Below are 23124 nucleotides of genomic sequence, written 5' to 3' on the forward strand. Positions count from 1 at the left end.
TTATTATGAGGAGGGACTAATGTGAATGTACCAGAGAAATTGAAAGAGCTCCGCGTGTTGATGGAAAAAGCAGGGATCGACATTTATGTTGTACCGACTGCCGATTTCCACCAGAGTGAGTATGTCGGCGAGCATTTCAAGTCAAGGCAGTGGCTGACTGGCTTTACAGGATCAGCCGGGACAGCTGTTGTGACGAAAGACAGTGCGGGACTTTGGACAGACGGCAGATATTTTCTGGCAGCAGAACAGCAGCTGGCAGGCAGCACAGTGGAACTGTATAGAATGGGTGAACCCGATGTTCCGTCTATTGAAGCGTTCATCGAAAGTAACCTTTCAGAAAAAGGCACCTTAGGATTTGACGGCCGTTCTGTCTCCATGGGTGAAGGAAAAAATTATGAAAAAGTTGTGCAACAGAAACAAGGCCAAATTAATTATGAACATGATCTGATTGATAAAATCTGGTTTGACCGTCCGCCTTTATCCAAAGAGCCGACGTTTTCTCTCGGAGTCGAATATGCTGGAGAAACAGTGGCATCCAAATTATCGCGTCTGCGGGCAAAAATGACCGAAGCCGGAGCGACCGTCCACATCATGACATCACTGGACGATATTTGCTGGCTGTTGAACATTCGAGGGAACGACATCGAGTTTTTCCCGCTTGTGTTGAGTTATGCGGTTGTCACCCATGAGACGGTGGAAGTGTTTATTGATGAAAGCAAGCTGTCAGAAGCCATGATAGAGGATTTGGCTAAAGACGGCATTAACCTCCATCCGTACAATGATATTTACGACTTTGTGACACAGCTTTCTCCAGCGGACAAAGTGCTGGTCGACCCTGACAGGATGAACTATGCTTTGTACAATAATATTCCGGAAGCGGCTGTAAAAATCGAGCAGCTGAACCCGACTGTCGTGTTTAAAGCCATGAAAAATCCTGTTGAAATTGCCAACATGAAACAAGCGCAAATCAAAGACGGCATTGCCCATACGAAGTACATGTACTGGCTGAAACACACTGTCGGCAAAGAAAAAATCACTGAAATCAGCGCCTCTGAAAAACTTGAAGCGCTGCGTGAAGCTCAAGGCGGATTCATCCGTCAAAGTTTCGCACCGATTTCCGCATTCGGTGAACACGGCGCCATCATTCATTACAGCGCAACTCCTGAAACCGATGCCGAGCTGAAAGAAGGCGGTTTGTTCCTGTCAGACACTGGTGCCGGCTTTTATGAAGGGACGACGGATATCACGCGTACGATTGCATTAGGCGAGATTCCGCAACTTATGAAAGACCATTTTACCTTGACACTGAAGAGCAATATCCAGCTGTCCAAGGCACGGTTCCTTCATGGCGCCAACGGAGTCAATCTGGATATACTGGCACGCGCTCCGTTTTGGGACAATAATTTAAACTACAATCACGGCACCGGTCACGGCGTCGGCTATTTGTTGAATGTGCACGAGCCGCCGACCGGTATCCGCTGGCAGTACCGTCCAAGCGATTCATATCAATTTGAAGACGGCATGATTATCACCAATGAACCGGGTATTTATATCGCTGGTTCGCATGGTGTCAGACTGGAAAATGAACTGCTGGTCCGTAAAGGCGAAGAAAATGAGTACGGGCAGTTCATGTACTTTGAAACCATCACATTCGTGCCATTTGATTTGGACGCACTGAATGCCGACATGCTGACGGAGGAAGAAAGAAACTGGTTGAACGCTTATCATGAAAAAGTGTACGAGCTGATTTCCCCTCATCTGGAGGCCGAAGAAAAAGAATGGTTGAAGACATATACACGAAAAGTCTAGTCACTAGGTAAGGATTCTGATGCACGACAGGTATAAGACATATCTGTCGTGCATATTTTTTTCGTTTGAAATATGTTAAACTATCTATGAAACAATTACTACACAGGGGTGAGGAAATGACCGAACAAATGTATTATGAAACGTTTGACCGCATGGAAGAATTCATGACACTTGGCTTCGAAGCAATTAGTGTGCCTCAGGAAGATGCAAAAACAGCTGCGAAGGTATTAATCGAATCAGATAAGCGCGGGATCGATTCCCATGGTGTCGGCCGATTTAAACCGATTTACATCGACCGCATTGAAGACGGCATTTTAAATGTGGAAACCAAAATCGACATCATCCGTGAAACGAAAACGACAGCTTTGCTTGATGCCAATGACGGATTGGGTCACGTCGCTTCTGTCAAGGCCATGGAAATCGCGATTGCCAAGGCTAAAGAATATGGTACCAGTATGGTTGCTGTGAAAAACTCAAGTCACTACGGCATTGCAGGCTACTACTCGCTGATGGCCGCCAAAGAAGGCATGATTGGCATCACCGGCACTAATGCCCGTCCATCCATCGCACCGACATTCGGCGTGGAAAACATGCTGGGCACAAATCCGCTGACCATCGGTTTTCCAACAGATGAAGACTTTCCTTTTGTCCTCGACTGTGCGACTTCCACGACACAACGGGGAAAAATTGAGCACTACGCGCGCATCGGCAAAGAATTGCCGGTCGGTTGGGTAATTGACGAACAAGGCAAAGACGTCACCGACCCGGACATTGCACTATTGGGGCTGGTGAAGGGAACGTGTGCACTGGCACCGCTGGGAGGCGCTGGCGAAGTGGGAGCCGGCTACAAAGGATACGGCTACGCAACTGTTGTTGAGGTGCTGTCTTCCGCACTGCAAGGCGGACCGTTTCTCACGCAGCTGACCGGCTTAGATGAAAACGGCCAGAAGGTTCCTTATCATTTAGGTCATTTCTTCATGGTAGTGGACATCGACGCCATCGTTGACCGGGCGGCATTTGAAAAACAGGCTGGCGATATTATGCGAACGCTGCGGGCATCGAAGAAGGCGGCCGGCGAAGAACGCATCTACACAGCTGGCGAGAAAGAACATTTAGCCTTTTTGGAACGCTCGGAAACTGGCATTCCGATTAATAAAGCAGTCAGGGAGTCGCTGACAGCCGTGCGCGACAAGTACGACGTGGACTTTAAATTTGTGTGGGATGAGTAAAACTGCATCTGGCAAGTAAAAAGCAAAGAAACAGAGCAACCGACCGGTAGGAGAGGTTGCTCTGTTTTTGTAAAATATAGGGTTACGCCTTGGCGGCAAGGCGGTTCCTTTCGTAACGGGTGAACAAAAGCCAGGCCACCAGAGCGAAGACGACAGGCCCGGCGATTTGCCACAGCGTGTCTTTCCAAACTGGTCCATCATCCCTGAAGAGCGGCTCGATAATCGTGAACAGATTGGCAAAACCGACTAGAAATAAGACGATGGCAGTAGCCATAGTAGACTTTGTCGTAGTGTTGAAGACATTAAATGAGTGGTCCAGTGCTTTATTCCGTTTGAACGCGGGAAAAGCGCCAGCCAAGAAAAGATAAGGAATCGTCATGGCCACGTTGGTCATCAGTGTCAGCACTTCAAAAAATTTCTGCGCCCCTTCACCGCCAAAGGAAATGATGGCGATGATAGCCACAACCAGCAGACATTGGATCCACATTGCAGCAGCCGGCATGTTTTTGTCGTTATTCTGGGTCATTTTTTCCGGCCATAAGCCGCGGGGAGTTCCTTCGATAATCGTTTTTAGCGGCGAATAAATCAATGTGAAAAATGCCCCGAGATAGGACAGGAACATCGACAAACCAGTAAAACGAGCGAACCAGGCGCCGATTGATGCAGCAGCAGATGCCGACAAACCCAAAGCATTGCCCAGCTCCAATCCCAGATTATTCATCAGTACATAAGTAATGTTGCCCAGCGTGACGCGTTCGCCGCTTAAAACGGTATCCCAGTTCGCGCTGGCTCCCCACAGCAAAATAGACAGGGCATAGCCGATAGAAATGATAAGGGCAGATAAAATAATCCCTTTCGGAAATGTTTTTTCGGCATTTTCCGTCTGGTCTACCAGCCCGCCGACCGCTTCCAGTCCGCCGTAAGCAAAAATTGCGAACACAAGAAAAGAGATAAGAGACAGCGGAGTGGTGAACGCCGGGTTTGGCGAGTGGATGAAACTGCTGATGCCTTCAATCGGCTGAGCAAAGTGCCCGCCGTTAAAAACAAGAATGACCAGACTGACGATCAAAAGCACCACATTTAAAGACATCACCGCCAGCCCGCCGACAGACGTCACTTTTGTGATTTGATCCAAGCCCTGTGATGCCAGGAACGTCACGACAATCATAAAGACAATTCCCAGTACACCGATGGTTTGCGTGGAGTTTAGACCAAACAGCGACCAGTCCAGCGTTTTGTCTGTAGCGGAAAAGAGTGTCGACATGGGAATCCATACTTTGGCCGATATGCCCACCATCCAAATAACGTAGGCGGTGTACCACATAAACGTTCCGATAAACGCGTACTTCGGTCCGACGGATTGCTCCATCCAGGTGTACATGCCGCCTTTCTCATTTTTAAAGGAAGAACCGAACTCAGCCATCATCAATGCAAACGGAATGAAGAACAGTAGCGCTGCACCAACATACCAGATGATTGCACCATAGCCCATCCGGTAAAAAGCGATAGGGGCATTAGCAAAACCGAAAACGGATGTAAAAATCATTAAAATAAGTCCGACCAGTGTCATTTTTTTGTGTTGTTTTGGCATAAAAAAGCTCCTTTCTGACAATAAAACGTTTTCTTTAAAATGGTAAAATGCCGCTTTCCAGTCAAGTATAGTCCCTTCATGACACCGGAACAATAACATGACTAATTAGTTTTTGATTATGAGTCATTTTTTACCTGATTATCTTTCGGTGTTAATGAAACAAGCAGTGTTTTGACATGTAATGTTAAGAGACCGATGATTTTGCTCATTGCTTTTTAATGATGAATACATATCTCTCGTGTATCAAAAAAACTATCTGATAATTATTAATGCACACTTTTTTTATTCACCGGATAAAAATCCGTATTAATTTCCAGCCGCCTACGGGCTATCATTGGAGTGTAAATAAAACGATATAGGAGCGATGATAGGATGACAGATAATTGGCTGGCTATTTCTGGGAAAGTGGTGATTGTCACAGGCGGTTCATCAGGTATTGGCGAAAGTATTGTAGCGTCGCTGTTGGCACAAGGAGTACGTGTGGCAAATTTTGATGTAGCTGATAACGGCAAAGAAGATTCGAACTTAATGTTTGTCAATGTGGATGTTACAAACTCGCAGCAAATAGCTGACGGGGTAAAACAAGTGCTTGCCGCATACGGTACCATTGACGGTCTAGTCAACAATGCGGGCATCAACATCCCGCGGCTGCTGGTGGACACGGCCGAACCTTTCGGGAAATACGAATTGTCGGAGGAAATATTCGACAAAATAACAGGTATCAATCAAAAAGGATTATTCTTGATGAGTCAGGCAGTCGGCAGGGTGTTAACGGAAAAAGGCGACGGCGTGATTATCAATATGTCGTCGGAAAGCGGTCTGGAAGGGTCGGAAGGGCAAAGCTGTTATGCGGCAACTAAAGCAGCTGTCAACAGTTTCACCCGTTCTTGGGCCAAAGAGCTGGGCAAAAAAAATGTGCGGGTCGTCGGTATCGCCCCCGGCATCATGGAAGAAACCGGCTTGCGGACGCTTGCCTATGAAGAAGCGCTGGCTTATACACGGGGCATGACGGTTGAGGAACTGCGCGCCGGTTACAGTAAGACGAGCACCATTCCGCTAGGACGCAGCGGCCGGTTAGCGGAAGTAGCAGATTTGGTGTGTTATTATTTATCGGACCGCTCCAGCTATATTACAGGTGTGACGACTAATGTTGCGGGGGGGAAAACGAGAGGATAGAGAACAGGAGGTAGCCAAGTGGCGATTGTCAATCGCTGGTATCAAATTTTAAACTTGCTGGTCTTGCATGATACGTTATCTACAGACCAGATGAAAGAGATTATTCATGTGAGCGACCAGACGCTGAAAAAGGACATACGTCTTCTGAATGAACAAATTCAGGGATATGCCCACATCAACGAGGTGAACAAAAGTTATCAGCTGGTTATCGATAAATATGATTCGTTTTTCGACATCATGGAAGGCAGTCTTAAAGGGGAAAGCGACTTTAATTCTTCAAATAAGCGGGCGGCCTACATTCTGAAACGATTGATAGAAAGCGACACGTATGTGCTGATTGATGATTTGTCGGATGAGGTGGGTGTCAGCCGCAGCACGGTCAACAAGGATTTGAAAGAGGTCAAAAGAATCAGCAATACTTACAGTGTCGACGTTGTAGGGACGCCGAACAAGGGACTGATTCTGGAAGGAAACGAACTGGAACTGCGTTTGATTTATCTGAATCATGTGATTGATTATTTTCCTGAAAAGCAGCTGCCGCAAGCGGTGACTGACTTGATTGAAGCTTATTGCGAGGAGCAGCTGCTGGAGAAAACGATTTGTGCAAAATGGAAAAAGGTGGTGTGCATCACGCTGAACCGCATTCTCAGCGGGCGGCCGATGACACGGGAAATCCAGCACTACACGAACTATCAGCTGGAAACCGAAGCGTTCTTGTCATTTATCTGCGAACTGGAAACAGGGCAGCGTCTGTCTTTGGGACAGTATGACATCGATTTTATCAGTTTTCCGCTCAACATCAGCAACACAGGAACTGTTGAAAAACAATACATCAATGAGTCCTTTGTCCGGAGTTTGTTCGATGCAATGATGGTCAAGGTCAGAGAAGTCGCTCTTTTAGAGATAGATGAAGAAAAACTCTATCAGAATTTATACTTCCATCTCTCTTATTTGCTCAATCGGCTGATTTTCCACTTTGAGACGTATGATTATTTTTATGGTGAAATTGAAAAAAATTACCCGTTTGCTTACGAATTGGCAAAAGTCGCCATGCGGGAGTTATGCCGCAAGATTGAGCGGCAGCCGACTGCTGTGGAAACAAGCTACTTGGCAGTTTATTTCGAATTATCGCTCAGAGAGCAGGAAAGTAAACAGGAGAAGGAAATTGCCATTGTCTGCAATACAGGCAAAGGGACAGCCACTTTGATTCACCAGCAGATTCAGACCGTCTTGGGACCGGATATCCGGATTGCCCAGTACACTGAGTCTGAATATGAAAAGCAGGACATGGACCGTTACTTTGCTATTTTTACAACGATTCCGCTGAAAAATATCAAAGAAGGTACACCGGTCATCCGTCTGACCAACTTGTTCAATGATGAATGGCTGCAAATGGAGTGGCAGCGTGTTCGAAAATCAAGACAGCTGGATTTTTCATCAGTTGTTTTCCGTGTGGCACATTTGACTCCTGAAAAGTCGTATGAGCTGCATTTGACCAGCATGGTCAGCGAACTGGAAGAAGCGCAGCTGGTGGACGAAAACTTCGGGAAACGCATATTTTACCGTGAAACACAGCAGACGACTGTTTTCAGCAACGGCGTGGCGTTCCCTCACGCGCTGAATGAGGCACATCAGGAAATTGTTTTTTTTCTCGGCATCTTGCCGGATACACTGCAGACGCCTGATGGGGATATCCAGCTGATATTTTTGGTAGGCATCCCGAATCAAATGAGCGACGGCGTGGAAGCGGAATTGCTGAATCTTTACAACAGCATGTTAAAGATTGCATCAGACAGCCGTCTTCGTCACATGCTGAAACGGATCGGCACGGGCCGGGAACTGATGGATTGGATGAAAGAAGAGGTATTATAACATGAATGCTATTTATGTATTGGGGGCACTCGTATTAGGCGCCTACATTTTACAAGTTATTTTTGGATTGAAACAAATCAAACATTTTAATGCCGTGTACCAAATGCTGAGACGTCAAGGCAAAGTCGCTATCGGCCGCTATGCAGGCAAAATCAAAGCGGGCACGATCGTCATGTTTGCAGTGGATGAAGAGGGCATCATCATTGAGGCTGTTAAAATGCAAGGCGTGACCGTCATGGCAAAGTTCAAACGGATGCCGAGGTATCTCCATCTGGCTATCGAGTCGCTGACACCCGATCATGAAGTAGTCAAGCAGGAAAACAAATTGATGAGACGGACTATCGCCAATGCCAGAGAAATCTACCTGCGGGTGCAGGCGGGCGACTACCGCGAAGAAACACCGCCGTCGCCGTTTGCGTCACTGGCGCTGCACATAAAAATTTGGATGAACAGAGTACAAACAACATTAAAAAGAGGTGTGGAATAATGAGTTATGTAACAAAATTTGCAGAAGGTTTTATGGGTTTATTCCAAGAAGGAGCCCAGACCTTTATCGGCTGGATGACCAGTATTGTCCCAGTCGTCTTGATGTTGATGGTTCTGATGAATACGATCATCGCATTTTTAGGGGAAGAACGAATGACCAAAGTGGCCAAAGCGTCCTCCAACAATCCCGTGACACGTTATCTTGTGCTGCCTTTCCTGTCGGCATTCATGCTGGGCAACCCAATGTCGTTTACGATGGCACGTTTCTTGCCGGAGTACTATAAACCAAGCTACTATGCCTCACAAGCGCAATTCTGTCACACAAGCAACGGTGTTTTCCCCCACATCAACCCGGGCGAACTGTTCGTCTGGTTGGGAATTGCTCAAGGTGTGGAACAGCTCGGACTGAACACGATGGACTTGGCGATTCGTTACATGCTGGTCGGTATAGTCATGAATTTCGTCGGCGGCTGGGTGACTGACTTTACAACCGCTTATGTGTGCAAACAGCAAGGTATCGAATTAAGCAAGACAATCAAGCTTGCTGTGGACTAGGAAAGAGGAGGAGAAACAATGACTTATCGTAGTATCATTATCAAAAAAGGCAGCGGCGGTTATGGCGGACCATTGAAAATCACGCCGACAGAAGAGAAACACAAATTCATTTATGTGACCGGCGGCGGCGAAAAACCGCAAATCGTCGACAAGATTGTTGAACTGACAGGGATGGAAGCGGTGAACGGCTTTAAAACATCCATTCCGGATGATGAGATTGCATTAGCGATTATCGACTGCGGCGGGACATTACGCTGCGGCATCTATCCGAAAAAAGGTATCCCGACCATCAACATTGTGCCGACAGGAAAAAGCGGCCCGCTGGCACAGTACATCACAGAAGACATTTACGTGTCGGCAGTGGGACTGAATCAAATTTCGTTAAGCGACGATTCGGAAGATATCCCGGTGGCCGGAAGAGAACAGGATAAAACCGAGAAAAAATATACTTACAGCACAGACAAAAAAATCACCGAACAGCGGGCGGAGCAAAACAGCTTCATCGCTAAAATCGGGATGGGAGCAGGGAAAGTCGTTGCCACGTTCAACCAGTCTGCCCGTGAAGGGGTTCAGACGATGCTTAACACAGTTATTCCGTTTATGGCGTTTGTGTCACTGCTGATCGGGATTATTCAAGGGTCGGGCATCGGGAATGTGTTTGCCAAAGTTATGACACCCCTTGCTGGGACTGGTGTCGGTCTGGTCATCATCGGCTTTATTTGTTCATTGCCGTTCTTGTCGCCGCTGTTGGGACCGGGCGCTGTGATTGCGCAGGTTATCGGGACACTGATCGGTGTTGAAATCGGCAGAGGCAATATTCCGCCGCACTTGGCATTGCCGGCATTGTTTGCTATCAACACGCAAAATGCCTGTGACTTTATTCCTGTTGGACTTGGTCTGGAAGAAGCCGAAGCTGAAACAGTTGAAGTCGGTGTGCCTTCAGTACTGTATTCACGTTTCTTAAATGGTGTACCGCGTGTGCTGGTTGCTTGGCTTGCCAGTATCGGGTTGTACCGTTAATAGATTAATTGAGGAGGGATGACATTGTCCGTTTATCATACAACTGTCACACATATTGGTTCAGAAGCTGCCTTATTCAAAGAGGAGAAGATGATTATTCTGTTTGGCAAAGATGCCCCTGAGTCGCTGGCGGATTACTGCTACAATATTGATGTGAACCGTGTTCATTCAGATATCTTGCCGGGGATGACCATACAGTTTGACGATAGGGCATACCGTGTGACGGCTGTTGGTGAGGTAGCTGCAAAAAATTTAGCATCTCTGGGTCATGTCACCATCAAGTTCAATGGCAATGACGAAGCAGAGCTTCCCGGGACGATTCACGTGGAAGCACTGGCACTGCCGGAAATAGTTGTTGGCACACACATTTCAATCGACTGATAAGAGACAAAAGAAAAAACGTTTGAAGATATTATTCTTCAAACGTTTTTCATTTATTCCATCCCAATCAGGTAATCGTCATCGGACATGGCTTCCACATTGCCAAGCAAGTAGCCGTTGCCCACTTGCGAGAAGAAGTCGTGGTTGCTTGTGCCGGTGGACAAACCATTCATCACGATCGGGTTGACGTCATTGGCCGTATCCGGGAAGAGCGGGTCCATGCCGAGGTTCATTAAGGCCTTATTGGCATTGTAGCGCAGGAAGGTCTTGACTTCCTCAGTCCAGCCCAGCTCATCATACAACAGCTCGGTGTATTTTTCTTCGTTCTCATACAATTCAAACAACAGAGTATACATCCAGTCCTTCATCGCTTCCTGTTCTTCCTCGGGCAGTTCGTTGTAGCCCAGCTGGAATTTGTAGCCGATGTAAGTACCGTGCACAGATTCATCGCGGATAATCAGCTTGATGATTTCTGCCACATTCGCCAATTTATTGTTTCCAAGATAGTACAAAGGTGTATAAAAACCTGAATAGAACAGGAATGTTTCCAGATAAACACTGGCGACCTTCTTTTCCAGAGGGGTACCGTTCTTGTATATTTCATTGATGATTTCTGCTTTTTTCTGCAAGTACTCATTGGTATTGGTCCACTGGAAAATATCATCAATTTCCGCTTTGGTGTTCAATGTGCTGAAAATCGACGAATAACTTTTCGCATGCACAGATTCCATGAATTGGATATTGTTAAACACTGCTTCTTCATGGGGAGTGCGCACATCGTTGCGAAGCTGGTCAATACCGCTTTCCGATTGAACGGTATCCAGCAGGGTCAGCCCGCCGAACACGTAGCCGACAGTCTGTTTCTCCAGTTCGGACAGTGTCCGCCAATCATCCAAGTCGTTTGACAAGGGAATCCGTGTGTCGAGCCAGAACTGCTCTGTCAGTTTTTCCCATGTGGATTTATCAATCATGTCTTCAATTTCGTTCCAGTTAATGGCCTTGTAGTACGTCTTACTCACCATCATTCTCCTCTCTTAAATCACACAGCTTTCGCAAGCGTTGCTGCCGATTTCCTCCGCATCGTCGGTAAAGGTGCGCACATAGTAAATTGACTTGATTCCTTTATGGAATGCGTAGTGGCGCAAAATATTCAAATCTCTGGTAGATTGCTTGGAGCTGGTTTTCCACTCGTAGATGCCTTCCGGCATATCAGAGCGCATAAACAGCGTCAGGCTCATGCCCTGGTCCACGTGTTTTTGTGCAGCCGCATAAACATCAATGACTTTGCGCATATCCATGTCATAAGCAGATGTGTAATAAGGCAGCGTGTCATTGGACAAATACGGAGCCGGGTAATAAATTTTACCGATTTTTTTCTCTTGGCGTTCTTCAATCATCCGTGTAATCGGATGGATGCTGGCACTCGTGTCATTAATATAAGAAATAGAGCCGTTCGGCGCGACCGCCAAGCGGTTTTGGTGATAGAGGCCGTCTTTCTGGACTGCTTGCTTCAATTCTTCCCAGTCTTGCTTGGTCGGCAGGAAGATACCGTCAAACAATGCCTTAACGCGTTCGAACTTCGGTGAAAAGTCCTCCGTCACATAAGTATCGAAATAAGACCCGTTGGCATAATCGGATTTGTCAAAATTATGGAACGTCTGGCCGGTCTCTTTGGCAATCTGATGACTTTCAACCAGCGTCCAGTAATTCAGCAGCATGAAATAAGTATTCGTGAAATCAATCGACTCCGGCGACCCGTATGCCATTTGATTTTTTGCAAAGTAAGTGTGCAGTCCCATCGCGCCCAGACCAATCGTATGGTTCAGACGGTTGCCGTTTTGAATAGAAGGGACCACCTCAATGTCGGAAGCATCCGTTACGAAAGTCAGCGCCCGCGTCATCGCACGCACGGATTTGCCGAAGTCCGGGCTTTCCATCAAGTTGACAATGTTAGTCGAACCGAGGTTGCAGGAGATGTCGGTCCCTAGTGTGTCAAATTCCTGCCGGTCATTAATCACGGACGGCTCCTGTACTTGCAAAATTTCAGAGCAGAGGTTGCTCATGATGATTTTGCCGTAAACAGGGTTGGCACGGTTCGCTGTGTCAATGTTGATGATATACGGATAACCGGATTCCTGCTGCAATTTGCTGATTTCAGTTTCCAGATAGCGTGCACTGATTTTACGCTTGCGGATTTTCGGGTTTGCCACCAGCTTGTCATATTCTTCTGTGATATCAACGTAAGAAAACGGCACGCCGTATTCGCGTTCGATGCTGTATGGGCTGAATAAGTACATGTCCTCATTTTTTCGAGCCAGTTCATAAAATTTATCAGGCACCACCAGACCAAGGGACAGTGTTTTCACACGGATTTTCTCATCCGCATTTTCTTTTTTAGTGGATAAAAACATCTCGATATCCGGGTGGAACACATTCAAGTAAACGACGCCTGCTCCTTGACGCTGCCCCAGCTGATTGCTGTAGCTGAAGCTGTCTTCAAACAGTTTCATGACAGGCACCACACCGCTTGCCGCTCCTTCATACCCTTTAATCGGTGCACCTGCTTCGCGCAAGTTTGACAGGGAAATGCCCACGCCGCCGCCGATACGGGAGAGTTGAAGCGCACTGTTGACTGACCGTCCGATGCTGTTCATGTCATCTGTTACCTGAATCAGGAAACAAGAAACCAGCTCCCCGCGTCGTTTTCTGCCGGCGTTAAGGAACGACGGCGTTGCCGGCTGGTAGCGCTGATGAATCATTTCGTCAGCCAAAGTCATGGCCAGTTCTTCATTACCGTCTGCAAAATAGAGTGCATTGAAAGCCACACGGTCTTCATATGATTCCAGATATTCGGTGCCGTCATTGCTTTTCAGCGCGTACTGCGAATAAAATTTGTAAGCAGCCATAAACGATTTGAATTGAAAATCTTGTTTATCCAGAAAGTCATAAAGTGAGGCAATGAAGCTCATCTTATACTTTTTAATAAAGTCTTCCTCAATATAGTCTTGTTCGATTAAATAGGTGATTTTTTCCTCAACGGACCCGAAGCGGCGGGTATTCGGCTCGACATTCTCCTTGAAAAAAGCAGCCAGCGCCTCCTTGTCTTTATGCAACGGGATTTGGTCATTGACCGGTCTATTTATTTCATTATTCAATTTAAAATAACTGACATCAGTTAGTTCTTTCAGACTCAATCTCACTCACTACTTTCTTAAAATTTTCCACATCTTCTTCCGTACCATTAAATTCAAAGGCAAACACTAACGGCACATCATAGTCTCTGGCGATGTCTTTTGCCGTATAAATAAAGAGGTCACCAAAATTTCGGTTTCCTCCGCCTGCAACACCTTGCATATGCTGTTGATTATCCTTGTACTCAATAAAGTCGTTCACTACTTCCGTGACATCTTCATCATAAGTAGGAACGACCAGGATAAAGTCTTCGTCCATGGCATGAAACGGATTATTAGCATCTATCTCGTAAGCCGGCAAAGACAATTTTTTTATAAAGCGACGTGTTTGACCAGTTAAAGTAAAATAAACGAGCTTCATGTTAAACTGCCAAAGTTCTTAATTGATCAGGGCGGAAACCGACAATTGTCAACTTCGCATCAGGTGTTGTCAAGATAGGCACACTGCGGAACCCTTTTTCTTTTAGAGTATCTATATATTGTGGCTCATTGTCAATGTTGATTTCTGTATAAGATACGTCTTTGTCTGCCAGAAATTTCTTTGTCATTTTGCACTGAGGGCAGTTGTTCTTTGTATATAAGGTAATATTTTTCATGATAAAAGTCCTCCCAATCACTTTTGATTACAAATATTAGTATAACCTCTCTACAGAAAAAGTCAACACAAAAACACTATATCTTGTGTATGTGAATTAACTGAAACACTACAGAAGGTATGTGAAATAAGTAATAAGAGTGTTGCTGTATGCTTTCAGCTGATTTTTCATCACAAAAGACTGCAAATTTATTTTTCCCCGGCTGAAAAATCACAAAGTTTGCTCGTGCATCACCGCAAGATTTTTATCAAGCATTCAGCTAACACTATATATAGTAGAAACCGACTGGCTGACGAATTTTAAGCGCCAGTTTATAGAAAGACTGAGCAGTGGCTGTGTTAAAAAATAATTAATGACGAAATGCACAAACTGCATTGACATTTACGGCATTAGTCAGTAAAATGAAGGTGTTGATGTGAGAATGATTATCATTAACAATGTTAATCGTCACACAAATCGAATCAGTGAATAACGTTGATGAACGTTTTATTTAAAAGAGGAGTGTATAGAATGTATCCGCTATCAAAGTGTGAGACGAACACAGAATATATTTTTCTCGGATTTTCAAAAAAATCTCCTTACGAAAATCATCTTCTCGGGTTGGGGCTGGTCAAAGGGACCACCATTCAGATTTTGTCTTTTTCCAGCAATAACCAGATGATTGTCCATTTTCAGAACAGCCGTGTCGGCATCGACAGTCATGTTGCAGAAGACATTTTAGTTTCTAAAAAAGAAGGAAACAGTGTGCGCAAGTATATGTCGCTAAATGATATGCCGGTCGGGACGAAAAGTGTCGTGGAAGGTATTTTGGGGAAAGGCGCAGTGAAGCGCCGTTTAATGGACATGGGGCTGACCAAAGGCACACCGATTCTGCTGCGGAAGGTGGCACCGCTGGGGGACCCGATCGAAGTGGCCGTGCGCGGCTACCAGCTGACCTTGCGAAAATCGGAAGCAGACCTGATTTTAATCAGAGACATGGGGGATAATGAGCATGAAAAAAATTGAAATTGCCTTAGTCGGTAATCCTAACAGCGGCAAAACCAGCCTGTTTAACGAATTGACGGGCGCCAACCAGTATGTCGGCAACTGGCCCGGCGTGACTGTTGAAAAAAAATCAGGGAAATTAAAGAAGAATGCCAATGTGACATTTCAGGATTTGCCGGGCATTTATTCCCTGTCTCCCTATTCCCCTGAAGAAATCATCGCCAGAGATTACCTTGTCACAGATGACGCAGATGCGGTGCTGAATGTGGTTGACGGTACGAATCTGGAAAGAAACTTATACTTGACCACTCAGCTGATGGAAATCGGGCTGCCGGTCGTTGTTGCAGTTAATATGATGGATATCGTGGAAAAATCAGGCACCAACATCAATCTCGACAAGCTGGCATACGGTCTTGGCGTGCCTGTTGTCGGCATGAGTGTCGTAAAGAGAAAAGGCATCAAGGAAGCTGTCCAGCGTGTCACGGATGAAGCGGAGCAGGTGTTTCCGGAAGAAACATTTCCGACTTATGACAGCCGCTTGGAAGTAGCGCTAAATGAAATCGCCCAGCTGCTTGACGGTCGGGTGCCAGCGAAAAAAATGCGCTGGTACACACTGAAACTTTTTGAAAGAGACAAACGCGTACAAGATGAGCTGGCTCTTTCAGATACCATTTGTCAGGAAATCGAAGAAGTAATCGCCATTACGGAAAAAATATTTGACGACGAAAGCGAAAGCATCGTCATCAATGAACGCTATGATTTTATTACAAAACTGGTCCAATTGAGCACTATAGACAAGGAGCGCTTCCAGCTTTCTCTCAGTGACAAAATCGACCGCATCGTGACCAACCGCTGGCTGGCGCTCCCGATTTTTGCGCTTGTCATGTGGGTCGTCTATTATCTTTCTATCCAAACCGTCGGCACGATGGCGACAGACTGGACCAATGATGTGCTCTTCGGCGACATCGTCCCTAATGCTGTAGCTGCTTTCCTAGAATCGATTAAAGTTGCACCATGGATGCAGGCGTTGATTTTAGACGGTATCATCGCCGGTGTCGGTGCCGTACTCGGATTTTTGCCGCAGCTTATCGTGTTGTTTCTGTGCCTGGCCTTCTTGGAAGACTGCGGGTACATGGCGCGGATTGCGTTTGTCATGGACCGTTTGTTCAGAAAATTCGGCTTGAGCGGCAAATCTTTCATACCGATGCTGGTGGCTACCGGCTGCGGTGTGCCCGGCGTGATGGCGACCCGGACCATTGAAAATGAACGGGACCGCCGTATGACAATCATGACCACGACGTTTATGCCATGTTCGGCCAAACTGCCGATTATCGGCCTGATTGCCGGCGCGTTTTTCCCCGGCAACAGCTTTGTTGCTCCGTCAGCTTACTTTATCGGAATAGGTGCGATAGTCCTGTCGGGCATCCTGTTAAAGAAAACACGTCTTTTTTCAGGCGATGCCTCGCCATTTATTATGGAGCTGCCGGCTTATCATATGCCGCGCATGAAAAATGTGGTCGTGCAAACATTTGACCGCTCCAAATCCTTTGTTAAAAAAGCAGGAACGATTATTTTCGTGTCTTCCATTGCTATCTGGTTCATGCAGTCGTTTAATTTCCGGCTGCAGATGGTGGATACCGAGCACAGCATCCTTGCCGCACTCGGAAACAGCATCGCATTCATCTTCACGCCGCTGGGCTGGGGAGAATGGAAAGCAACCGTGGCAGCTATTATGGGCTTGATTGCAAAAGAAAATGTGGTCGGGACATTTGGTATTCTTTATGGACAAGCGGAAGTTTCTGAACTCGGGAATGAAATCTGGCCCGCATTGAGCCAGGCCATGACACCAGTTGCAGGCTATTCTTTCCTCGTCTTTAATCTGTTGTGTGCACCTTGTTTTGCTGCAATCGGGGCGATTCGCCGGGAGATGGGCGATGCTAAATGGACGACGTTGGCGATTGCTTACCAGTGTGGGTTGGCGTATGCTGTGAGCTTGGTGATTTATCAGCTGGGCAGCTTCCTGTTTGAAGGAGCGCCATTCGGTTTTGGCCAGATAGTGGCAGTCGTTCTGATTCTGCTGGTCGTTTTCGGCCTAATAAGGAAGCCAAAATCCTTTGACCGGGGACTGGATGTATCAGCTGTGAAAATATTGTAGAAAGAGGGAAGAAGATGTCGACGTTTATTCTCGGAGTACTTATTTTTGGCGCCGCCGGCCATGTGATTTATAAATACTGGATAAAACGCGAGCCGACATGCGACTGTGCGTCATCCGATTGTCCAGTGAAAGAAAAAGCAACCAAAACACCATAGCGATTACCACCGGCTTTCAATCATAGAAGCCGGTGTTTTTTTGACAAATCGCCGGTCTTTACTTACAATAAAACAATCACTACTGAAGATAAGGACACTGCTATGAAGAAACTACTGATTATCGTCGGAGCCGGAGTACTGCTGGGTGCGGCTGCCGGCTTAATGTGGGGCGTCAATTATTTGTTTGATTACGCCATCGCATCCGGCAAAAAAGAATTTGTCGGCGGTCATGAACAGCAGCGCCGCAACGGCGAAGAATTCAAGGAATGGGCATTTGCGGAGACAGCCCCTGCCACAGTTACACTGACATCGAGAGATGATTTGACGCTCCGCGCCACGCACTTTGTCCAGCAGCAAACCACTCAACCAAAGTTAGCCATTATTGCGCATGGATACGGCAATTACTCCGGCAATATGTCTGCCTATGCAGAGCTGTTCTATGAATTGGGATACGATGTGTTATTGCCTGATGCCCGTGCTCACGGGTATAGTGAAGGACAATATATCGGATTTGGCTGGCTCGACAGATTGGATTATGTGGATTGGATCGACAACATGCTGGATCATTATGGCCAGCAAGTAGAGATTGTTTTGTACGGTTTAAGCATGGGCGGCACGACGGTCATGATGACCAGCGGGGAAACACTGCCTCACCAAGTAAAAGCTGTGATCGAAGACTGCGGATTTGATTCGGTTAAAAATGAGCTGACATTTCAGCTGAAAGACATGTTTAATTTACCGGCGTTCCCGTTGATTCCGCTCACGTCATTTTACACACAACTGCGTGCCGGCTATAATTTCAATGAAGCCAGTGCCATCGCCCAACTCCGGAAAAATAAATTGCCGACATTGTTTATCCACGGTAATCAGGATTCCTTTGTACCAACTGAGATGGTGAATTCTGTTTACGAAGCCACGCAAGGACCAAAAGAACTTTTGATTATCGAAGGAGCTGACCATGCCCAATCACTGGAAACAAGTCCGGAAAAATACCAGAAGGAAGTCAAACAATTTCTGGAAAAATATGTGCGCTGATTGCCTGAAACAGCGCACATATTTTCAAAAAAAAGGCTAAACCTTTTTGTATCTCTCCCCTTGAAATAATAATTTGTAAGTGATAAAATAAAAAAGTAGTCAAATTTTTGGGCTGTTAGCTCAGTTGGTAGAGCAACGGACTCTTAATCCGTGGGTCGCGGGTTCGATCCCCTCACAGCCCATAGTCATTATGATGCTGATATGTCAACGTTTGTAGAGCGTTTTAAAACATATCAGCATTATTTTTTTATGCTTTTTCATAAAGTTTTTTATTAAACAATCGCATGGATTTAGTAATGGCCACTTTGTTTTATATACTACATATAAAGATGTTTGAGATGGTTGTTTTCAATTAAAAAGAGTCTGCTGTGACCGGTCATGAGTTGGTATGAACGTTCTTTTTTGCTTTCTAAAACAGCACATGCACTTTATTTACCCCCACCCAATACACCGTTCAAAATCATACCAGTTTCCATTTTCGGCGATACTCACTCGGTAAATATCAGGCATGGTCATTTTTCTAAAATCAGCATAGGTAAATGATGCTGTTAATGTGTGAAACAAGACGCTGAAAGCCGTGCCGTGACCGCAAATAATCAGATTTCCGGAGCTTTCATTTATGATGTCATGGCAAACAGTCATGATGCGTTCTTTGACTTGATTAAGAGATTCCCCATTTTTCATCCGATAGGTCGGTTCCGCCCATTGTTTTCGCGTAAAGTCCGTAAAATCACTGACCCAAGTGCCGACACATCGTTCCCTTAAATCTGTTTTCACGGTAATGGGGAGTCCCAAATGTTCTGCTGTTGGTTTGATTGTATCTGCTGCCCGTTTAAACGGACTGGCATAAATGGCCTTAATGTGTTTTTCAGCAAAAAAAGCAGGCAACTCTTCAGCTGCTTTTAGTCCCGCTTGCGTCAGCGGAGCAGTTTGTTCGTCCGTGACGGTGATATCCCGCTGGGCATGTCTGACAAAATAGATTGTACGCATGGTTTATCTCCTTTTGATGAGTGATATAAAGAAAAGCTCGTTTCCTTCCCAACCGCTGTCAGATTGGGCAACTCAGCCTAAAAAAGTGTTTATTTAAGACATATTTATCGATATGATTATCATAATATCACTATCAATAAAGAAATGATACCATGAGGCTGTGTTGTCTCAAAGGCGTTTCAATCAAACTATCAGCACACCGATGATGTAACAGATCTGCTTCTGGTTCATGTCGGCGACGTTGTGTTGACTATACAAAGCTTGCAATTCTATGCGGAATCCATACACGCCGGCCGGCAAATGAAAGTGCTGTTACAGATCAAGTTATCTGCAAGGAAAGGTTTAACAAGCATGATGATGTCAATATTATTGTCTTTCTGTTATACTTAACGCAGGTTAATGATTGTAAACATATCAATAAACCTTCTTAAAAGACATATTCTGCAAATTATTTATAGCAGGATGTCGTTCGAAAAATGTTGGTAAATACAAAAAAGGAGAGATAACATGAAGATTATGAGACGTGATAATCGCTTCATTGCGATTGATGAGGACAAAAACGCTGCTCTGGGCCAGATAACTTGGGTTGAGGAAGACGGCAGAATCGTCATTGAACATACCTTTGTCAAAGAAGAATATTCCGGTCAAGGAGTTGGCCGAGCTTTGCTGGATGAGGTTGTTGCACTGGCACGAAGCAATAATCAGAAAATCATTCCGCAATGTGTGTTTGCCATCAAACAATTCCACGACAATCCTGAAGAATTTGCGGACGTGTGGGAGAAAAAATAGCTGATATCAGACCATAATGTCATTGAGATGTTATGGTCTTTTTATATTGTCAGCGGGCTATCAGTTTTCATCGAAAAAAAAATATGCTATAATACCACCTGTAAAAAAATACAAGTGCATTTGCTTTGATGGGCTATCCAACAGAATCGTTACGGTTTAATATCAACCAGTACGATTTTTTTCGTTTTTCGGGGGGATACACTTGGACAAAGGGGATGGATGGTTATGAAAAAATATATCTTTGTCACTGGCGGTGTTGTGAGCGGTTTTGGAAAAGGTATTACAGCGGCAAGCTTGGGGAGACTGCTGAAGCAGCGGGGACTGAAGGTTATTTCGCAAAAATTGGACCCGTACATCAACGTGGATTGCGGCACGATGTCCCCTTATCAACACGGGGAAGTGTTTGTCACAGAGGATGGTGCGGAAACAGATTTGGACTTGGGGCATTATGAACGGTTCATCGATGAAAATTTGAATCAGTATTCCAATTTGACAAGCGGCAAAGTTTACTGGGAAGTGCTGAATAAAGAAAGAAAGGGCGAGTATTTGGGTGAAACGGTGCAGGTGATTCCCCATATTACTCAGGAGATCAAGGACTTCATTTATAAAGTTGACAGCCAAAATGAGGCAGATATCGTGATTAGTGAAATCGGCGGGACGATTGGCGACATCGAATCACAGCCGTTTCTGGAAGCTATCCGCCAAATCGGTTTTGAGCTGGGAAGGGAGAATTGCCTGTACATCCATGTCACGCTGGTGCCTTACATCAAAAGCAGCGGCGAACACAAATCCAAACCGACGCAGCACAGTGTACGTGAACTGCAGGCATTGGGTATCACACCGAATATCATTGTGACCCGCAGTGACGAGGTGCTTGATGACAGCATACTGGAAAAAATTGCTCTTTTTTGCAACGTGAAAAAATCATGTGTCATTCAAAATACGACCATCGATACATTATATGAATGTCCTTTGCTGTTGGAAGAAGCTGGTTTTTCTGACATTGTCTGCCGCGAGCTGCAGCTGTCAACCAAACCGGCGGATTTGTCTGATTGGCGGCGTCTGATAGGCCGCATCAAGCATCTGGAACGTGAGGTCACGATTGCTTTGGTCGGTAAATATGTGAAGTTGCATGATGCCTACTTGTCAGTCGTCGAGGCGCTGAAACATGGTGGGTTTGAAAACAACGCCCGCGTGACAATCAAATGGGTCGACAGTGAAGCGTTGACACAGGACACCAGTCTTTTGGCAGGTGTGTCAGGCATTATTCTGCCCGGCGGATTTGGCGGCCGGGGGATTGAGGGGATGGTGCTGGCATGTCAGTATGCCAGAGAGCACGACATACCATTTTTTGGCATTTGTCTCGGCATGCAGATTGCCTCCATTGAATTTGCCCGCAATATCTTGGGACTTCAAGCAGCCAACTCCAGCGAATTTGCTCCGGCAGGACGGCATAATGTCATAGACTTGATGGCGGAGCAAATGGCGGTGACAGATAAGGGCGGCACAATGCGCCTCGGTGCGTATCCGTGTGTGTTAGACAAAGACTCAGCCGCCTACCGTGCATACGGCAAAGAGTTTATCAGCGAACGCCACCGGCATCGCTATGAATTCAATAATGCGTACCGGGAGAGCTTTGCTGCAAACGGGATGATGATTGCCGGTACGAGTCCGGATGATTTGCTGGTGGAATGTGTGGAGTATACGGACAATAGATTCCATATCGGGGTCCAGTACCACCCTGAGTTTTTGTCCCGTCCGGATAAAGCCCATCCGTTGTTCCGTGAATTTATCAAAGCAGCGCTGAACTGATTGCTGTTTTCCGTTGAAAAAGCGGGGAAGACATTTCCTAAATGCCGTCTTCCCCGCTTTTTTGTTGACTGACTTGATGATAAAACGTGTCCAGCTCCTGCTGATTGCGGATAACGAGCACTTTATCAGCATAGTCGGTGATGATTTGTTCGTAATGCTGTTTTTTGCTGTGTGTCCGCCCTTTGTAAAGAACCCACCAGACAAATGCCAAATCCATTTTTTCTATGCAGCCGTCTGCCATGTCAGATCGTGTTTTGTTTCTATATCTTCGAAACCGCAAGTAAGCTCTGTACAAACTTTGCCAGCGGGAAAAATCCAAAAAAATAATCTGTGTCGCCTGCTCTAACCGCTGTTTTTGATAGAAACCGCTGTAATTTCCGTCAATGCCCCAATTCTCCTGTTGCATCATGCTGCGGACGATGGCCCGTGCTTCATCTCTGTCGCGCTCCTGCCAGTTATTAGTGAATTGTACAGTATCCAGATGCAGCAAAGGCAGATTGTATGCTGTTGCCAGGTATTTTGCCAATGTCGATTTGCCGCTGCCGCTATAACCGATAATCGCGATTTTCATGTGCAGAACCCCCTCTGTATTCTGTTTTCTATAAAAAAAAGACATCCATGGTTGTTCCCTCATGAATGTCTCGCTCTAAGAACTAGGTACTATCACGTTAGCCTTACTCCTTAATGAGATGTAATAATTTTTGTTTCGCTTCTTCAATCGTTACTCCCTCAGCAGAACGTTCGCTATTTGTTGCATCATACAAAATAAAGATGTTGTTTGCTGTGTCCAGAGTGATTCGATATTGAAGCTCGTTGTCTTTGAATACCATAAATATTCCCCTTTCTTGAATAAAACTTTTAGAAAGGCATACTTTATAGTAACGAAACTCCATTACCTACATTAGCATATCTGCTTGAAAAAAACAATTATTTTAATTGGCGCATACAGCCATTAAAAAAACGACAACCAGCAAGTCGTCGTTTTTTGTGCATATTAGGCAACTTTATACAAATCAGTCTGATTGTCATTTTTACCAGCGTATGAGATATGCGGCATTTTCTCGGCCAGCACATCTGCTTTAAAAGCTCTCGACAAACGCTCGTGGATAAGAGGCAGCTGCTTGAAAATCAACAGCTGATGCAACTCGAAAGTTGTCCCTTTTGGTAAAAAGCTGACTTCCTTTGACATCTTTTGAATAAGATTATTTATCTCTCTCTTAGACAAATCGATAGACAAATGATTCACCTCCCTACAAAATCAACAAAACAGCACCAGTTTGCTGTCTCCACATCCCATC

At 45.6% G+C, this 23124-nt stretch carries 23 protein-coding genes and 1 tRNA gene; 15 read left to right on the top strand and 9 right to left on the bottom strand.

Features of this window, described 5'->3' with window-relative positions:
* Positions 1-21 precede the first annotated feature (21 nt).
* Together CBF27_RS10600 and CBF27_RS10605 are read left to right on the top strand one after the other, a co-directional pair.
* Positions 22-1809, top strand: coding sequence for an aminopeptidase P family protein (locus CBF27_RS10600; protein ID WP_126814280.1), 1788 nt, complete (start codon positions 22-24; stop codon positions 1807-1809).
* A gap of 116 nt (positions 1810-1925) precedes the next feature.
* Positions 1926-3038, top strand: a complete 1113-nt coding sequence (locus tag CBF27_RS10605; protein WP_126814281.1) for an Ldh family oxidoreductase — start codon at positions 1926-1928, stop codon at positions 3036-3038.
* 82 nt (positions 3039-3120) lie between these two features.
* Here CBF27_RS10605 and yjeM read toward each other — a convergent pair whose 3' ends face one another.
* Positions 3121-4629, bottom strand: a complete 1509-nt coding sequence (gene yjeM, locus CBF27_RS10610) for a glutamate/gamma-aminobutyrate family transporter YjeM (protein WP_126814282.1) — start codon at positions 4627-4629, stop codon at positions 3121-3123.
* 372 nt (positions 4630-5001) lie between these two features.
* Here yjeM and CBF27_RS10615 point away from each other — a divergent pair, with 372 nt between their 5' ends.
* Genes CBF27_RS10615 through CBF27_RS10640 form a run of 6 tightly spaced genes read left to right on the top strand, consistent with a single transcriptional unit; the run spans position 5002 to position 10119 of the window.
* Complete coding sequence (locus CBF27_RS10615; protein ID WP_126814283.1) at positions 5002-5805, top strand: SDR family oxidoreductase; 804 nt, start codon at positions 5002-5004, stop codon at positions 5803-5805.
* A gap of 18 nt (positions 5806-5823) precedes the next feature.
* Complete coding sequence (locus CBF27_RS10620; protein ID WP_126814284.1) at positions 5824-7677, top strand: BglG family transcription antiterminator; 1854 nt, start codon at positions 5824-5826, stop codon at positions 7675-7677.
* Between the two features lies 1 nt (position 7678).
* Positions 7679-8164 (top strand): transcriptional regulator GutM, encoded by a 486-nt coding sequence (locus CBF27_RS10625; RefSeq protein WP_126814285.1) that lies wholly within the window; start codon positions 7679-7681, stop codon positions 8162-8164.
* A complete protein-coding gene (srlA, locus tag CBF27_RS10630; RefSeq protein WP_126814286.1) occupies positions 8164-8718 on the top strand; it encodes a PTS glucitol/sorbitol transporter subunit IIC in 555 nt (184 codons plus the stop codon). Before CBF27_RS10625 ends, srlA begins: the two co-directional genes overlap by 1 nt.
* Positions 8719-8736: 18 nt before the next feature.
* The gene (gene srlE / locus CBF27_RS10635; RefSeq protein ID WP_126814287.1) at positions 8737-9738 is read left to right on the top strand and encodes a PTS glucitol/sorbitol transporter subunit IIB; all 1002 of its coding nucleotides are present in this window, start codon (positions 8737-8739) and stop codon (positions 9736-9738) included.
* Positions 9739-9762: 24 nt separating this feature from the next.
* Entirely contained in the window at positions 9763-10119 is a 357-nt protein-coding gene (locus CBF27_RS10640) for a PTS glucitol/sorbitol transporter subunit IIA (protein ID WP_126814288.1), read from the top strand.
* 53 nt (positions 10120-10172) lie between these two features.
* Here the strand turns inward: CBF27_RS10640 and nrdF are convergent, their stop codons facing one another.
* From nrdF to nrdH, 4 genes are read right to left on the bottom strand one after another with little or no spacing between them, the layout of a single operon-like run.
* Positions 10173-11138 (bottom strand): class 1b ribonucleoside-diphosphate reductase subunit beta, encoded by a 966-nt coding sequence (gene nrdF, locus CBF27_RS10645; RefSeq protein ID WP_170175090.1) that lies wholly within the window; start codon positions 11136-11138, stop codon positions 10173-10175.
* A 15-nt stretch (positions 11139-11153) separates the two neighbouring features.
* Complete coding sequence (gene nrdE, locus CBF27_RS10650) at positions 11154-13313, bottom strand: class 1b ribonucleoside-diphosphate reductase subunit alpha (RefSeq protein ID WP_126814289.1); 2160 nt, start codon at positions 13311-13313, stop codon at positions 11154-11156.
* Positions 13291-13671 carry a class Ib ribonucleoside-diphosphate reductase assembly flavoprotein NrdI gene (gene nrdI, locus CBF27_RS10655; RefSeq protein WP_126814290.1) on the bottom strand — a complete coding sequence of 127 codons (381 nt, stop codon included), beginning with the start codon at positions 13669-13671 and terminating at the stop codon, positions 13291-13293. The genes nrdE and nrdI overlap by 23 nt, the downstream gene beginning before the upstream one ends.
* A 1-nt stretch (position 13672) precedes the next feature.
* A complete protein-coding gene (gene nrdH / locus CBF27_RS10660; protein ID WP_126814291.1) occupies positions 13673-13906 on the bottom strand; it encodes a glutaredoxin-like protein NrdH in 234 nt (77 codons plus the stop codon).
* A 510-nt stretch (positions 13907-14416) separates the two neighbouring features.
* Between nrdH and CBF27_RS10665 the strand changes: the two genes are divergently transcribed.
* From CBF27_RS10665 to CBF27_RS10685, 5 genes are all read left to right on the top strand, one after another.
* Complete coding sequence (locus CBF27_RS10665; protein ID WP_170175091.1) at positions 14417-14911, top strand: FeoA domain-containing protein; 495 nt, start codon at positions 14417-14419, stop codon at positions 14909-14911.
* The gene (feoB, locus tag CBF27_RS10670) at positions 14898-17045 is read left to right on the top strand and encodes a ferrous iron transport protein B (RefSeq protein WP_126814293.1); all 2148 of its coding nucleotides are present in this window, start codon (positions 14898-14900) and stop codon (positions 17043-17045) included. Before CBF27_RS10665 ends, feoB begins: the two co-directional genes overlap by 14 nt.
* A 14-nt stretch (positions 17046-17059) precedes the next feature.
* A complete protein-coding gene (locus CBF27_RS10675) occupies positions 17060-17200 on the top strand; it encodes a FeoB-associated Cys-rich membrane protein (RefSeq protein WP_126814294.1) in 141 nt (46 codons plus the stop codon).
* 102 nt (positions 17201-17302) lie between these two features.
* Positions 17303-18235, top strand: coding sequence for an alpha/beta hydrolase (locus CBF27_RS10680; RefSeq protein ID WP_126814295.1), 933 nt, complete (start codon positions 17303-17305; stop codon positions 18233-18235).
* Positions 18236-18344: 109 nt separating this feature from the next.
* Positions 18345-18417 (top strand) — tRNA-Lys (locus CBF27_RS10685).
* Positions 18418-18667: 250 nt separating this feature from the next.
* Here CBF27_RS10685 and CBF27_RS10690 read toward each other — a convergent pair.
* Entirely contained in the window at positions 18668-19225 is a 558-nt protein-coding gene (locus CBF27_RS10690) for a histidine phosphatase family protein (RefSeq protein ID WP_126814296.1), read from the bottom strand.
* A gap of 507 nt (positions 19226-19732) precedes the next feature.
* On the opposite strand from CBF27_RS10690, the gene CBF27_RS10695 reads away from it, so the two are divergent.
* Together CBF27_RS10695 and CBF27_RS10700 are read left to right on the top strand one after the other, a co-directional pair.
* Positions 19733-20014, top strand: a complete 282-nt coding sequence (locus tag CBF27_RS10695) for a GNAT family N-acetyltransferase (RefSeq protein WP_126814297.1) — start codon at positions 19733-19735, stop codon at positions 20012-20014.
* Between the two features lie 225 nt (positions 20015-20239).
* Positions 20240-21826, top strand: coding sequence for a CTP synthase (locus CBF27_RS10700; RefSeq protein WP_126814298.1), 1587 nt, complete (start codon positions 20240-20242; stop codon positions 21824-21826).
* Positions 21827-21863: 37 nt separating this feature from the next.
* Here the strand turns inward: CBF27_RS10700 and CBF27_RS10705 are convergent, their stop codons facing one another.
* From CBF27_RS10705 to CBF27_RS10710, 3 genes are all read right to left on the bottom strand, one after another.
* A complete protein-coding gene (locus CBF27_RS10705; RefSeq protein ID WP_126814299.1) occupies positions 21864-22397 on the bottom strand; it encodes a DNA topology modulation protein in 534 nt (177 codons plus the stop codon).
* A gap of 103 nt (positions 22398-22500) precedes the next feature.
* Positions 22501-22656: a hypothetical protein gene (locus tag CBF27_RS14175; RefSeq protein WP_170175092.1), complete on the bottom strand. Its 156-nt coding sequence runs from the start codon at positions 22654-22656 to the stop codon at positions 22501-22503.
* 164 nt (positions 22657-22820) lie between these two features.
* Complete coding sequence (locus CBF27_RS10710; protein ID WP_126814300.1) at positions 22821-23063, bottom strand: hypothetical protein; 243 nt, start codon at positions 23061-23063, stop codon at positions 22821-22823.
* Positions 23064-23124 lie beyond the last annotated feature (61 nt).

The sequence above is a fragment of the Vagococcus acidifermentans genome (genome assembly GCF_003987655.1).
GTDB lineage: Bacteria > Bacillota > Bacilli > Lactobacillales > Vagococcaceae > Vagococcus_B > Vagococcus_B acidifermentans.